Origin of the sequence: Psychrobacter fjordensis, from assembly GCF_904845995.1 — a bacterium.
Lineage (GTDB): Bacteria > Pseudomonadota > Gammaproteobacteria > Pseudomonadales > Moraxellaceae > Psychrobacter > Psychrobacter fjordensis.
Genome location: NZ_CAJGYP010000001.1, coordinates 1,925,144 through 1,939,841, shown reverse-complemented (window position 1 = coordinate 1,939,841; position 14,698 = coordinate 1,925,144). Strand labels below are relative to the sequence as shown.

General features: G+C 41.6%; 10 protein-coding genes. 3 read left to right on the top strand and 7 right to left on the bottom strand.

Going from position 1 to position 14,698, the window contains the following annotated elements:
- Positions 1 to 54: 54 nt before the first annotated feature.
- The gene (locus tag JMW61_RS08235) at positions 55 to 768 is read right to left on the bottom strand and encodes a pirin family protein (protein WP_201550244.1); all 714 of its coding nucleotides are present in this window, start codon (positions 766 to 768) and stop codon (positions 55 to 57) included.
- A gap of 182 nt (positions 769 to 950) precedes the next feature.
- On the opposite strand from JMW61_RS08235, the gene JMW61_RS08230 reads away from it, so the two are divergent.
- Positions 951 to 1,856 (top strand): LysR family transcriptional regulator, encoded by a 906-nt coding sequence (locus JMW61_RS08230; RefSeq protein ID WP_201550243.1) that lies wholly within the window; start codon positions 951 to 953, stop codon positions 1,854 to 1,856.
- A gap of 651 nt (positions 1,857 to 2,507) precedes the next feature.
- Here the strand turns inward: JMW61_RS08230 and JMW61_RS08225 are convergent.
- From JMW61_RS08225 to JMW61_RS08205, 5 genes are all read right to left on the bottom strand, one after another.
- A complete protein-coding gene (locus JMW61_RS08225) occupies positions 2,508 to 4,778 on the bottom strand; it encodes an Ig-like domain-containing protein (RefSeq protein ID WP_201550242.1) in 2,271 nt (756 codons plus the stop codon).
- 30 nt (positions 4,779 to 4,808) lie between these two features.
- Positions 4,809 to 6,776, bottom strand: coding sequence for an Ig-like domain-containing protein (locus JMW61_RS08220; RefSeq protein WP_201550241.1), 1,968 nt, complete (start codon positions 6,774 to 6,776; stop codon positions 4,809 to 4,811).
- A gap of 17 nt (positions 6,777 to 6,793) precedes the next feature.
- Complete coding sequence (locus tag JMW61_RS08215) at positions 6,794 to 7,693, bottom strand: Ig-like domain-containing protein (protein WP_201550240.1); 900 nt, start codon at positions 7,691 to 7,693, stop codon at positions 6,794 to 6,796.
- Between the two features lie 92 nt (positions 7,694 to 7,785).
- Positions 7,786 to 8,757, bottom strand: a complete 972-nt coding sequence (locus JMW61_RS08210; RefSeq protein ID WP_201550239.1) for an OmpA family protein — start codon at positions 8,755 to 8,757, stop codon at positions 7,786 to 7,788.
- Positions 8,758 to 9,420: 663 nt separating this feature from the next.
- Positions 9,421 to 10,503, bottom strand: a complete 1,083-nt coding sequence (locus JMW61_RS08205) for a helix-turn-helix transcriptional regulator (protein WP_201550238.1) — start codon at positions 10,501 to 10,503, stop codon at positions 9,421 to 9,423.
- A gap of 729 nt (positions 10,504 to 11,232) precedes the next feature.
- Between JMW61_RS08205 and JMW61_RS08200 the strand changes: the two genes are divergently transcribed.
- Complete coding sequence (locus JMW61_RS08200) at positions 11,233 to 12,183, top strand: EamA family transporter (protein WP_201550237.1); 951 nt, start codon at positions 11,233 to 11,235, stop codon at positions 12,181 to 12,183.
- Positions 12,184 to 12,314: 131 nt separating this feature from the next.
- Here JMW61_RS08200 and JMW61_RS08195 read toward each other — a convergent pair whose 3' ends face one another.
- Positions 12,315 to 13,040 (bottom strand): GntR family transcriptional regulator, encoded by a 726-nt coding sequence (locus JMW61_RS08195; RefSeq protein WP_201550236.1) that lies wholly within the window; start codon positions 13,038 to 13,040, stop codon positions 12,315 to 12,317.
- Positions 13,041 to 13,377: 337 nt separating this feature from the next.
- Between JMW61_RS08195 and JMW61_RS08190 the strand changes: the two genes are divergently transcribed.
- Positions 13,378 to 14,667, top strand: a complete 1,290-nt coding sequence (locus JMW61_RS08190) for an SLC13 family permease (RefSeq protein WP_201550235.1) — start codon at positions 13,378 to 13,380, stop codon at positions 14,665 to 14,667.
- Positions 14,668 to 14,698 lie beyond the last annotated feature (31 nt).

Here is a 14,698-nt window from a genome sequence, read left to right as displayed (position 1 = left end):
TCAATCTCGCCATTTAACATTTTGTGTATTACAGATAATGAGCATAGAAAGCTATTAAGCAGTTATCGGTACTTCCATGAGCAACACTTTGGTGTCTTCTTCAATATCCACAGTGAACTGCTGAGCATCCCAAATACCAAGCGCATCTCTAGTATCTAACGTCTTACCATTTACAGTGGCTTTTCCGCTAATGACAAAGAGATAAACCCCATTATTAGCATCTTTTAGCTGATAAGACGCTGTCACGCCTTTATCAAAATCACCCATACTGAACCATGCATTTTGGTGAATCCAGACACCTGCATCGTCAGCATTTGGCGATAGCACTTGGTTAAACATATTCGGCTGCATGATATCACCCATGCGCATTTGCTGATAACGAGGGGTGACGTTAATTTTATTAGGGAGCACCCATATTTGCAAAAACTGCACAGCCTCATAAGCATTACCATTCATCTCACTATGAGTAATGCCCGTGCCGGCTGACATGACTTGTATTTCACCCGTTGCAATAATACCTTCATTACCGATGTTATCGCCATGACTGAGCTTGCCTGATAAGGGAATAGTAATAATTTCCATATCACGGTGTGAGTGCTTACCAAAACCTTGGCCACCAGTCACAAAGTCATCATTAATGACACGTAGCGCGCCAAAGCCCATACGTTCTGGATTGTAATAATTAGCAAAGCTAAAGGTATGGTTGCTTTTTAGCCAGCCATGATTTGCCCTGCCACGAGAGTCTGCTGCATGATAGATCGTTTGCATCATTTATCCCTAGTTATTAACTTATTGATTAACTTAGTTATTCAAAAGTTAAATAACGATAAATATTGATTAGTTAATTGGTTTAAGTGATGGATATATTATAATTGTTGTCTAATTATAGATAAACATTGATAACTGCAAATATCAGTTCTCATTTAAAGAACAATTAAGGGGCGGCTAAAATGGGGCAACTAGAAGACATGGCCATGTTTGTACGCATTGTCGAAGCAGGCAGCATTACCAAAGCTGCAGAGCAGTTGAATATCGCCAAGTCAGCTGTCAGCCGCCGTCTCAAGGAGTTAGAGACGCGCTTAGGCAGTCAGTTAATCAGCCGAACCACACGCCAATCGAACTTGACGCAGGCAGGTGAGCAGTATTACCAAAAGGTGAGCAACATACTGAATGAGGTGGATGCACTGAATGAAGCGTCCAGTGGTGCGCCAACACGTATCGAAGGCACACTAAAGATGACCGCACCGCTATCGTTTGGCTTGCTTCATTTAAAGGATGTTATTGATGAGTACGCCAACCAACATCCCAATCTGAATTTTGAATTGGATTTTTCTGATCGGCATACGGATTTAGTCGAAGAAGGGTTTGAACTGGCCATCCGTATTGGAGAGATGCAAGATTCTAGCTATCAGGCCAAACGCCTATCGTTGATCCGCCATACCTTATGCGCAAGTCCTGAATACCTAGATAAAATGGGCATACCTAAAACGGTAGAAGATTTAGCGGATCATGAATTTTTGCAATACAGCTTGAGCAAATCCAACACGATAGAATTGACAGATGAGCAAGGCAAAAAACATCAGGTGGGTATTAACTCAAAAATAAAAATCAATAATGGTGATTTTTTGCGTGATATGGCGGTGAAAGGTCATGGTATTACCTCTTTGCCAACCTTTATCACCTATCAGACCGTAGCCAGTGGCGAGCTAGTGCCTATCCTGCAGCAATATCAACTACCCATGCTAACGGCCTATGCGGTCTATCCAAAGAATAGATTCTTGTCTCAGCGGTGCCGCTATTTTATTGATTTTATCGCTGAGCGTTTCGGTGATAATCCTTATTGGGATGAGTGTTAGCTTTGCCAGTTCATCAAGTTAAAATCGAAGAGGATTAAGAATCTTAAAAAAGACGATTCAAATTTTTAGGAATTTCCAAATGAAGAATATCTTGAATATAGTTGAATTCAAATAATTTCGATACAAAGAAACCGAGTGCAAGCTATACATTAGTATGGTTAGCGAGGATTGCGATGTAGCGGGTTTATATGGATGTGACTGTACTACAAACCTAACTAGGAACTGCAACTGCTTATCAAAATGCAGCACCTGCAGTCATTGACAGGTTTGACTTTGCTTAGATTCGATTTGCTATATTATGGGGATTGGTATTCTTTGCAGACGCGCCAGATACGATCTCTTTGATTGGAGTGATCTTAATCGTTGTAGCGGGGATTATCTCTGTACGACAGTTATTGTCTTATTCACTTGAGCGTGTTTTGAGCATCTGATAAATTGACCTTAGCTAAAAACCACCTATATTATCAATCCTATATATATTAACTTAGAAGATTTTAGTGACGTAAAAAATAAGTATTGAAAGATCATAAATGAATACAGAGCACCCAAAAACTAAAAGCCATAACGAATTATGGCTTTTATAGATAACAATGAGACTTTTAATATCAATAATAAAGGAAGCTATAATAGCCAACCCTTACACCCCTATTTTTATAAAATAGATTGAGTGATGTCAGTTTGAATCAATAACTCGTGTGTACCGTTAGTATCATTAAAGCTATAGACATTGTAATCATTGCCGCCTTGATTAACAGTACCAGTACTCGTCCAATCACTTCCAGATAGTGAGACACTATCTGCGCTATCACCATTGATGATCAGACCTTTATCGGTCATTACAGTTTCATTAGTGATTTCAAGCACATCACTAGTAGTGAGATTCGTGAGCGACTGTGTCCCATTACCTGTCATTTCAATAACTTCAAGGCTTTCAAATACACTACTATCAAAGTTGCTAAAGTCAATGCTCGTACCATCGACATCAATGAGCAAGGTATCAGTACCATTACCACCATTCATCGAGGTGCTATCAGCGTTAAATATAATAGTATCATCACTATTATTACTATCTGTCACTTCAACTTCAAAGTCTAATGTCGTTGATGAACTGTCATTGTTAGATGGTTCAGTAGACGTCACGGTCAAGCTCACATCAAGTGAAGAAGCAATAGTGTCCCCAACAATCAACGTAAAGTCACTATATTCGCTCGTACCTGTATCACCTTCTGTTGGAGTATAACTGGCTGTGCCATTTGCATCTGCAGTTACTGATTGCTGGTTATCAAGCGCATCTTTGAAAGTGAGAATAGCGCCAGTTGGCAAACCCGACATTTCAAATGATAAGTACTCTGAACCATCCGTATCAGTCGCTTGCAAATTAATACCAGTTAGCTCAATACTATTAGTAGAGGCGCCTTCATAACCCCTATTTACTGAATAAAAACCGGTATCATAGCTTCCATCAATCCCAGCATCATAATCACCCAAAATATAGCTCGTATCTGTCAAACTATCTTCTATCGCAGATAGGTTTTGATAGTACTTCATTTCTGTACCATCAGCATTCTGAACGGCAAAGTTATAATTGCCTTGACCGTCTGCATTATGTGCATAGAATTGGAAACTATAGTAACCTGAATCGGTTACGTCAAACTCACCATCCCCACTAGTACTAGTACCTTTCCAGTTCACATGCAATGAGGAAACATTGTCACCAATGACAATAGCAGCGCTATCATCACCACTTCCCGAGTACAGATAAGTTTCGCCAGCCTCAAGAAACACGTAACCGGAAATATAAACAGCATCATACTCCGGTAGGTTACTGTCAACTAAGCTATCTGTGGTTCCAGAGCCAGTTGCATTAACACTAGTACCATCACTATTTAATACATCTGAATTGCCTCTTAAATAATCAATTGCATCTAGTAAAGCTTCTTTGCTTGCACCACCACCACCATTGGCCAATAAATTTTGGCCATTGACATTTTTAGCATTAGACCATGTTTGAATATTTAAGCTTAATGCAGGTGGATCAAGTTCAAAGGAACCAGTTGTTGGTTGATCAGCAACAGCTGTCACCTCAATATCTAAATTTGCCGTGTCTATTATAGTGCCATCACTAACAGTGTAAGTAATGTCAGGAACCTCACCACTATAGTCTTCTACAGGGGTAAAGCTATACGCACCATTCGCATCAACCTGCACAGTACCTACATCTGTAATGTCAACCGCAGTTCCAACACTGTATTCAGTGCCAGCAATTTGAATGGTGGTTACTGTCAAACCAGTTTTATCATTGTCTAAAACATTTCCAGAGATAGTTCCAGAATCTTCGGACATAGAGATAATATCATTAGTTGCTAATCCTGCTGGTACATCCGCAAAGCTCACAACCGCGTCATCGCTACCGCCATTGCCATCGGTCACGGTGTACGTGACGTCTGGCACAGCGCCTTCATAGCCATCGTTTGGCGTGAAGGTTAAGATGCCCTCTGGTGTGATCGTGATAGTACCGATACCTGAAATGGTTGCCGTATCACCTGGCTGATAAGCCGTGGCATTACCATCAACGCTGAACTCGGTCACACTTAAGGTGTCGCCATCTAGATCGCTGTCGTTTTCAAACAGGTTTTTTTCAGCAGGTGTATTGTATTCAGGCGTTACCGTGTCATCGCCTGCGATAGGTGGTGTGTTTGGCGCGGCTGGTACATCCGCAAAGCTCACAACCGCGTCATCGCTACCGCCATTGCCATCGGTCACGGTGTACGTGACGTCTGGCACAGCGCCTTCATAGCCATCGTTTGGCGTGAAGGTTAAGATGCCCTCTGGTGTGATCGTGATAGTACCGATACCTGAAATGGTTGCCGTATCACCTGGCTGATAAGCCGTGGCATTACCATCAACGCTGAACTCGGTCACACTTAAGGTGTCGCCATAATGTGAATCATACTAGATCGCTGTCGTTTTCAAACAGGTTTTTTCAGCAGGTGTATTGTATTCAGGCGTTACCGTGTCATCGCCTGCGATAGGTGGTGTGTTTGGCGCGGCTGGTACATCCGCAAAGCTCACAACCGCGTCATCGCTACCGCCATTGCCATCGGTCACGGTGTACGTGACGTCTGGCACAGCGCCTTCATAGCCATCGTTTGGCGTGAAGGTTAAGATGCCCTCTGGTGTGATCGTGATAGTACCGATACCTGAAATGGTTGCCGTATCACCTGGCTGATAAGCCGTGGCATTACCATCAACGCTGAACTCGGTCACACTTAAGGTGTCGCCATCTAGATCGCTGTCGTTTTCAAACAGGTCTTTTTCAGCAGGTGTATTGTATTCAGGCGTTACCGTGTCATCGCCTGCGATAGGTGGTGTGTTTGGCGCGGCTGGTACATCCGCAAAGCTCACAACCGCGTCATCGCTACCGCCATTGCCATCGGTCACGGTGTACGTGACGTCTGGCACAGCGCCTTCATAGCCATCGTTTGGCGTGAAGGTTAAGATGCCCTCTGGTGTGATCGTGATAGTACCGATACCTGAAATGGTTGCCGTATCACCTGGCTGATAGCTATTGCCATCTACGGTGAAGCCGTCAATGGTTAAGGTGTCGCCATCTGCATCACTGTCGTTTTCAAACAGGTCTTTTTCAGCAGGTGTATTGTATTCAGGCGTTACCGTGTCATCGCCTGCGATAGGTGGTGTGTTTGGCGCGGCTGGTACATCCGCAAAGCTCACAACCGCGTCATCGCTACCGCCATTGCCATCGGTCACGGTGTACGTGACGTCTGGCACAGCGCCTTCATAGCCATCGTTTGGCGTGAAGGTTAAGATGCCCTCTGGTGTGATCGTGATAGTACCGATACCTGAAATGGTTGCCGTATCACCTGGCTGATAAGCCGTGGCATTACCATCAACGCTGAACTCGGTCACACTTAAGGTGTCGCCATCTAGATCGCTGTCGTTTTCAAACAGGTTTTTTTCAGCAGGTGTATTGTATTCAGGCGTTACCGTGTCATCGCCTGCGATAGGTGGTGTGTTTGGCGCGGCTGGTACATCCGCAAAGCTCACAACCGCGTCATCGCTACCGCCATTGCCATCGGTCACGGTGTACGTGACGTCTGGCACAGCGCCTTCATAGCCATCGTTTGGCGTGAAGGTTAAGATGCCCTCTGGTGTGATCGTGATAGTACCGATACCTGAAATGGTTGCCGTATCACCTGGCTGATAGCTATTGCCATCAACGCTGAAGCCGTCAATGGTTAAGGTGTCGCCATCTAGATCGCTGTCGTTTTCAAACAGGTCTTTTTCAGCAGGTGTATTGTATTCAGGCGTTACCGTGTCATCGCCTGCGATAGGTGGTGTGTTTGGCGCGGCTGGTACATCCGCAAAGCTCACAACCGCGTCATCGCTACCGCCATTGCCATCGGTCACGGTGTACGTGACGTCTGGCACAGCGCCTTCATAGCCATCGTTTGGCGTGAAGGTTAAGATGCCCTCTGGTGTGATCGTGATAGTACCGATACCTGAAATGGTTGCCGTATCACCTGGCTGATAAGCCGTGGCATTACCATCAACGCTGAACTCGGTCACACTTAAGGTGTCGCCATCTAGATCGCTGTCGTTTTCAAACAGGTTTTTTTCAGCAGGTGTATTGTATTCAGGCGTTACCGTGTCATCGCCTGCGATAGGTGGTGTGTTTGGCGCGGCTGGTACATCCGCAAAGCTCACAACCGCGTCATCGCTACCGCCATTGCCATCGGTCACGGTGTACGTGACGTCTGGCACAGCGCCTTCATAGCCATCGTTTGGCGTGAAGGTTAAGATGCCCTCTGGTGTGATCGTGATAGTACCGATACCTGAAATGGTTGCCGTATCACCTGGCTGATAAGCCGTGGCATTACCATCAACGCTGAACTCGGTCACACTTAAGGTGTCGCCATCTAGATCGCTGTCGTTTTCAAACAGGTTTTTTCAGCAGGTGTATTGTATTCAGGCGTTACCGTGTCATCGCCTGCGATAGGTGGTGTGTTTGGCGCGGCTGGTACATCCGCAAAGCTCACAACCGCGTCATCGCTACCGCCATTGCCATCGGTCACGGTGTACGTGACGTCTGGCACAGCACCTTCATAGCCATCGTTTGGCGTGAAGGTTAAGATGCCCTCTGGTGTGATCGTGATAGTACCGATACCTGAAATGGTTGCCGTATCACCTGGCTGATAGCTATTGCCATCTACGGTGAAGCCGTCAATGGTTAAGGTGTCGCCATCTGCATCACTGTCGTTTTCAAACAGGTCTTTTTCAGCAGGTGTATTGCATTCAGGCGTTACCGTGTCATCGCCTGCGATAGGAGCATTATTATCCAAATCGTTACTGTTGTTATTACTGCCACCAGTGATTAAACCAACCAATCCAATTCCAGCTGCCGCAGGTATCCACCATGGTATCGCCACCGCCATATATTCTACACCGCCTAATGCTTGTCCTTCTGCATCACCTATTTCTAGCTGTGTTACGTAATCAAAAGTTTCACCAGTATCTGGTATATAGTAGTAGTACTCTCCATCTTCAGCGACTCCAAGCAATGCGCTGTCTGGATTATCGTAGAAACCTTCTATAATAAGATCGCTTTCTTCACCATCTTCCTCAAAAGAGACATGTAAATCATTTTTTAGACGCTTAGTAATAATATGGTTTGGCGCACGGCCTATAGCAGTATCATGAAACTCATAATTTACTTTATCCATAGCGGTAATGATGGTAGGTTTCCCATCTTGAGTCACTACTTGCACTTGATCTATGGTCTGAGTCACATCGTTAGTTTTAACAACAATAGTATTCATATGATTTTTACCTTCGATTTTTTAATTCAAATAATACAGATTGATATATATTCATATTAGGCAGGTTTGGTTGCCAAAGGGTAATACCATTATTAGTTACGCGCGCGCTCTTCAACCACAGCGACAACGCGACGATTAAGTTGACGACCGTCTACGGTATCATTACTTGCTCGTGGTTGTGACTCTCCATAACCGATCGCACTGAGGCGATCAGCTTCCACGCCAAATTGAGTAATTAACACCTCTTCTACTGCATTTACTCGGCGTTGAGACAGGGCTTGGTTATAAGCATCTTTACCGCGACTATCGGTATGGCCTTCAATGGTTACCACTGTATTGGGATACTGCTTCATGAACGCTGCTACTTCAGTTATTTTTGAATAATAATCTGGTCGTACAATAGCCTTGTCAGTTTCGAACAGCACCTCAAGGTCAATCGTCATTTTCTCCATCAAAGCAGGTGCTTTCACTTCTACAACTGGAGATGGAGTGATAGGTTGCATAACTGCTACAGGTAGTGGGCAATTGGATACAACACGACTGATCTGATGGCTTTGATAACGCCTATTCGCTAGAAGTGGCAATGCACTTTCATGCGTTATCTGTTCTAACGTGCTTTGCCCTTGCTCATTCATACTAATGTGAAAAAAGTAAGTTTGACCACCTGTTAGCTCATAGTCTTGCTTATCTGCTAATAAATTATTATTTTTGAAACCCGTGGCATGAGCACTTAGCTGATTCGTACCGACACAAGAATTAACCACGGTATAGTTGTCTGCATGTAAACTGACCTGAAACCTATTATTCACTGAAACATTGGCGCTGGTTTGTTCAGAGTGATTATCGTTTTTACGGATGAATACCAAACGAGTTTTATCGTTAGCCACTTCTTTTTCTAATACGTCATCAATATCTGTATCTATTTGATTGCTCCACATAACACCATCGACACGACGTGTATCTCCTTCATTATCGATACCTCCCATCATCGCGCAAGAAGATATACCCAATAGAGCAGCAGGTAGTACAGCCGCCAAAATTATTTTTTTGAACTTAATTCCCATAACGTATCCCTAAATAATCGTTTAAAAACTTCTTTGTAAAGAAACAGAAAAGCTGACTTCATTTATTTAATAAAATTATTTACATAAAAATATCAGTTACCTAGCTATTCTTAGAACATGTTAGTCAGCTCAATTTCAAAATTAGGCTAAGCTATTAACTTCCTAACAACTCATTTGAAATGATTTTAGTCAAGCAACTTACTATGACTGTGAAATACCTTTAAGCTCTATGTTGTATTAAACTTCCTGCGTAAGTCATCGCCAGTTCTGGCAGCCATGCTGTCAGTAGTCAGTTAAAGGATGTTTTTACAAAAGTGCAGATTATAAAAGACGTACTACTACCTGATAACCTCTTTAATACAAGTTAACTCGCAAGCGGACAAAGCCATATTATATTGACTCGAAATGCAACAAATAACTGAAAAGTCCCAGTAGTAAAGAAGCAACACTACAATCAATATAATTGACGTTTGTCATGTTTTGATTGTCAGCATAGTGAAACTTATTATTAAAAACCCCATTAAAAAAGCCACTTAAAAATAAGTGGCTTTTTTAATGGGGTTTTTACGCAATTTGGACCAATCAAAGTGTATTGGCGTGAATACTTATTCAATCTATTATCGAATGATTGTTATCCATGTCTTGCTCCAATACCAAACATGCTTAGATGTTATCTTCTATATGACTTAGCTGGTTGTTTTGATACGTTTTCGGTGTTATCCCAAACCAAGTTTTAAAAACTTTAAAAAATTGACTGTGGGATTTGTAGCCCAATAGATACGCAACGTCCGTTGTTGAAATCTTCCTTTCAGTTAGATACAGTTTGGCCAATCGCTTTCTAGTCTCTTCTAAAATCTCTTGGAACGTAGATCCCTCATCATGTAGCCTTCTTTGTAGTGTACTGACGCTTATATTCATTGAGTCTGCGACCTGAATACGAGTTGGCGAGCTCACACCCATCATAGTATCGATAATTATCTCACAGCGCTGTTTGTAACTAATTTCAGAAAATTGAGTAAACAACATATTAAACAAAGGATTGATATAAAACTTTCTGCCAAGCTCCTCTTCAGCTTTTATCAATAAGCTGGCGGCGTTTTTATAATGATCTTTACACTTTAAGGCATAGACCAAACTTGTTTTATTAGCAGACTCAGCAGGTGCCCCAAAGACAGATTTATAGTACTCCAACTCATAAGCGGTATGACGCTGTGCAACATATAGTTTCTGCAACATACCTGGACAAAATGCTTCTACGATTCGATAGACCAGTACCATAGCGCCATCAATCTGATGCTTATTCATCATATCTGGCGCGTTGGAGATAAAATCAAATCGAAGCAATCCTTTCTCTACAGACAGTTTGAGGGTAATAGACTGTGTAATCAGGGGGAAAAAACGATATACAAGCCGAATGACCAACAAGAAAGGCAGCTCATTATTTACATTGGCAAAAGGCCTGACACATTCGCTGATAGCTTTATAAGACGGTAATGATTCAATGTTAACCAAAAAATTTAGGCTTAATCCTAAATAGTTGTCTTGCAAGGTGTTGCATAAGTCGTTTACTTCTTTCATAACAGCCGACATAGGTACTCTATCACCGCCGTAACTGTCCATTGATAAAAAAATCTCTGCAATTTTAGGAATGTCTTTTTCACGTTTTTTATCAAACAAATACAATGTCATTGCTTCTCTTATTGCAAACATCATACTCTTATGGGTACTGTATTCAGCTTCTATCATTTTTGACTCAATTACGATTGACGATATTCAATCTATCTTTTGACGAGACTAAGGCCGATGCTGTTTAGGCTATAGACTCCTAAAATATATATTTATATTGGTTTTTTTTACTATAGCCCCTACTTTAAACAACTTTAGTTATCTAAAATAGCGCCATTTTTCGCTCCTTGACAAACTATAGAACCAGCTAATAATTTAAGAATTTTCTTTATATACCAGTCTTTTTTGACGAGCGAATTATCTAGAGTTTTACCTGAAAGAATACAGCAGAACCTAACTTTGACTCATATTACTACACAATATTCATAGAATACCTTTAAAAAAACTTATATCTATGATTGTTATCATGCATTTTACCTAATATTTATAATATCGAATTGACTAGAGCCTATTATAAACTGCACTCTATACCACTCTAGTTAGGCGCATATAGTCAAGCCACAACAGTATTGACATAAGGAAACTAGGGCGTGTCATCAATTAGATTGTGAGGCTTAAAATGAGAAAAATTGTAGATAAACAAGGAAGAAATTGCCGTCAATATGAACATATTGACAAAATTACTGACGATTTTTAGCAAAATTTAGCTATTTTAAGGCCACTAAATGCATTAATGTGCTAATTGATGACATGCCCTAGTACTATATCTGCTTTATGTGAGAGTCACGACATCTCAACCAATTGATAACGCTGATAACTTAACCAGTCATCACTTCCTAGGCCAATTATATGACCCCTTTATATACTGTATTAGCTGTACTGGTTACCTTTATTTGGGGTGTGAACTTTACCTTTATTGCGTGGGGGCTCGACAGCTTTCCTCCACTGATGCTCACGGCCCTACGTTTTTTCTTTACCGCTATACCACTGGTGTTTTTTCTTAAGCCACCTAAATTTAACCGTACGTTATTTATCTATGCCATCGGTACGTTTGTCATGCAATATGCTTTTGTATTTACTGCTATGCATTTGGGTGCATCGGCAGGATTGACGGCGCTATTGCTACAAATTCAGATTTTTATCACCGTACTGCTAGCATATGTCATGCTGGGTGAGGCAGTAAATCGCATGCAAATCATCGGTATGATAGTTGGCGTACTAGGATTGGGCGTGATTGCGCTAAACCTTGGCGGTGATATGCCATTGGCTGGATTTGTCTGTATATTGATTGCGGCAATAGGTTGGAGTTTTGGCAATATCGCATCAAAGCAAGCATCGGCTCAAGCAACTTTAAAGTCTGCGCAGCAGGAATCAAGCGCTTCTATTACTTCGCCTACCACTGGTAAAAACAAAGCGTCTGCATTATCTGCGCTAGCACTAGTGGTATGGGGCGGTCTAATTGCTTGTGTAATCTTGACGCTGTCTTCTCTCATATTTGAGACTGATGCATGGCAGTTGGCGACATTTACAGAGGCCTCGCTTAAGTCATGGTTATCGCTTGGGTTTATCGTGTATATCTCAACCTTGATCGGTTTTGGACTGTGGGCACATCTGCTTAGCCAAAATGCGGCCTCTAAGGTGATGCCGTTTGCTTTGTTAGTACCCGTATTTGGTATGACAACGTCAGTGCTGCTTACAGGGGAAGTGGTGACATGGTGGAAGATGCTAGCAATGATATTGATCTTGTCAGGTTTGTTATTGGCAAATATGAAGCTAAAAAAGAAGCCTCGATTAGTATGATATTTGCGGCTTATGTTCCTATCAAACAGCATAGGCCGCTTTTCATTGTCTGTAAAAAATAAAAAAGCACGTTTGATAAAGTATTTTTATCAAACTCACTTAGATGACTTGCTCACTAGCGTTACTAACCACTAAATAATATTAACTTCATAGCTGAACTTCTCTGCTAACCCATATGACTCCCTATATTCGATAGGGTCACCTGATAGGTTCTTAGCGATGCGGCATACCTTTACGAGGTTTTCTTGCTTAGTATTGCCCAAATAAGGATCTATGTGGTTAGCAATAAAGAACAAAGTCTCCACGGCAGACGAGACAAACTGACCACACTTGGTATAGTAGAACGGATATAGCAGATTCTCAAAATCTTCAGGCTCTAGATTGACAAATGCTTGATAGCGACTCTTGGGTAACCAAATCTTTTCACTGAGCGAAACTTTGCCCTCAATGATACGTACACGTTCTATATAAATAAGCGCTTTATTCTTACCAATATCTAGCTTTTCGTTAATCTCTTCAATACCCTCTATTACCATGACCTTTTTGACCACGCCTGTCGGTGTCGCATAACAAGCATCTTTATCACGAAATTTAAAAAACCGTAATAATGAGCTTTCAAAATCTGGACGCTTTAGAAAGGTACCTCTGCCTTGATACTTGGTTAATACGCCATCGTCGACCAGCTTCTCAACCGCTTTTCGAACGGTTCCGACTGATACTTGATACTTATCTGCAAACTCTTGCTCAGTCGGTAAAGGTGTGTTTTCATCCCACTTACTTTCCGTAAGCAGCGTTAGGATGTGCCATCGTACTTGCTCATACCGTGGCATTTTAAATTTTTCTAAATTTTTCAGCATTATTTCACCACAATTTAAGGGGGTTTATGAACTGTTTTACTGTTTTTAAGCATTGTTATCATTTTAGAGATTAGGATATAACGGATCACTTAATTTTAAGCGCTAAGAAAACCTTATACATCATTGCCATACTAACGACTGTCTGGCACTTTGTGGACAATCTTATCTAATTCATATTACTTTTTTTGCTATTATTCCACTTATTTATACGTGCATTTCAGGCTTATACGATTCTCTAATCTAGAAAATTGTTTATCAATATCTTGTAATGCTCTTTACCTATAGAAGTCAATACCGTTCTCTATAGAATTCATATAGTTAAGCTCAAGGGACAGTAATGACTCTTTATATTCTAGCCGCAATAGTAATATGTATTATTTTGGGCTATACCACCAAGATCAATATTGGTCTATTTGCTATTGCATTTTCATACCTCATCGGCTGTTTCGGTATGGGAATGAGCGCTTATGAAATTGTTGAGCTGTGGCCTCTCAAAATTTTCTTTGTTATTTTTGCGGTTACTCTCTTCTATAATTTTCCTTTAGCGAATGGCGCTTTAGAAAAACTATCGAATCATTTGATCTATAGATGCCGTCATTTTCCTGAGTTTTTACCCTTGGTTATTTTCTTTGCCGCTACGATCGTTGCTGGCTTAGGGGCTGGCTATTACACCGTCTTAGCCACGATGGCACCTATGATTCTGTTATTGTCTAAACGTACTAATTTGAATCTTGTCATTGCTACCTTATCTGTTAACTATGGTGCATTGGCTGGTGCTAACTTTATCACCTCACAAAGCGGGGTTATCTTTCGAGAGCTGATGCGCGGGGCCGGCGTCGCAAATGATAATACCTTTACTTATGTTTTAGGTGTCTTCGCGGTTACCTTTCTAATGCCAGTGATCGTCTTAAGTATCTATTGCTTTTTTAATGCCAAAAATAGCAAAATTGCGATTCAAACGATAGTACCAGAGCCTTTCGATAATAAGCAAAAACAATCTATTATGCTGATTTTTATTATGATGGCTATCGTGCTTATTGTACCTATCTTAAATCTACTAATGCCTAACATAGAAGCGATTCAGTTTTTGAACGCTCGGATTGACATTGGTTTTATCGCCATTATTTTCGCCTTAATTAGCTTATTGTTAAAATTGGGTGACGAAAAAAAGGTAATAGCCTTGATACCTTGGAACACGCTTATCATGATTTGTGGGGTCGGTATGTTGATCGGCCTTGGCGTTGAGATCGGTGTTATCTACGAGCTAACAGAATGGCTAAGTACCAACGTTCCTATCTGGCTGATACCGATTTTAATCTTCGTTATCAGTGTAATTATGTCCCTCTTTGCTAGTACACTTGGCGTGGTCGCCCCTACTCTATTTCCTATGGTACTGCCCTTAGCCGTGGCCTCTGGACTTAACCCCTTATTGCTATTTACCTGTATTGTTGTGGGGGCGCAAAGCTCATCCCTTTCACCCTTCTCATCAGGAGGTAGCCTTATGTTAGGCGCTTCTCAAGTGGTCATAGAAAAAAACAAACTGTTCAATGCGCTACTATTCAAAGCGGTGCCTTTAGATATTGGTATTGGCATACTAGCAATTTTAATTATCCAGCTGATATTTTAACTAGATCCTGTCCTCATTTGAAAAGAGAGAG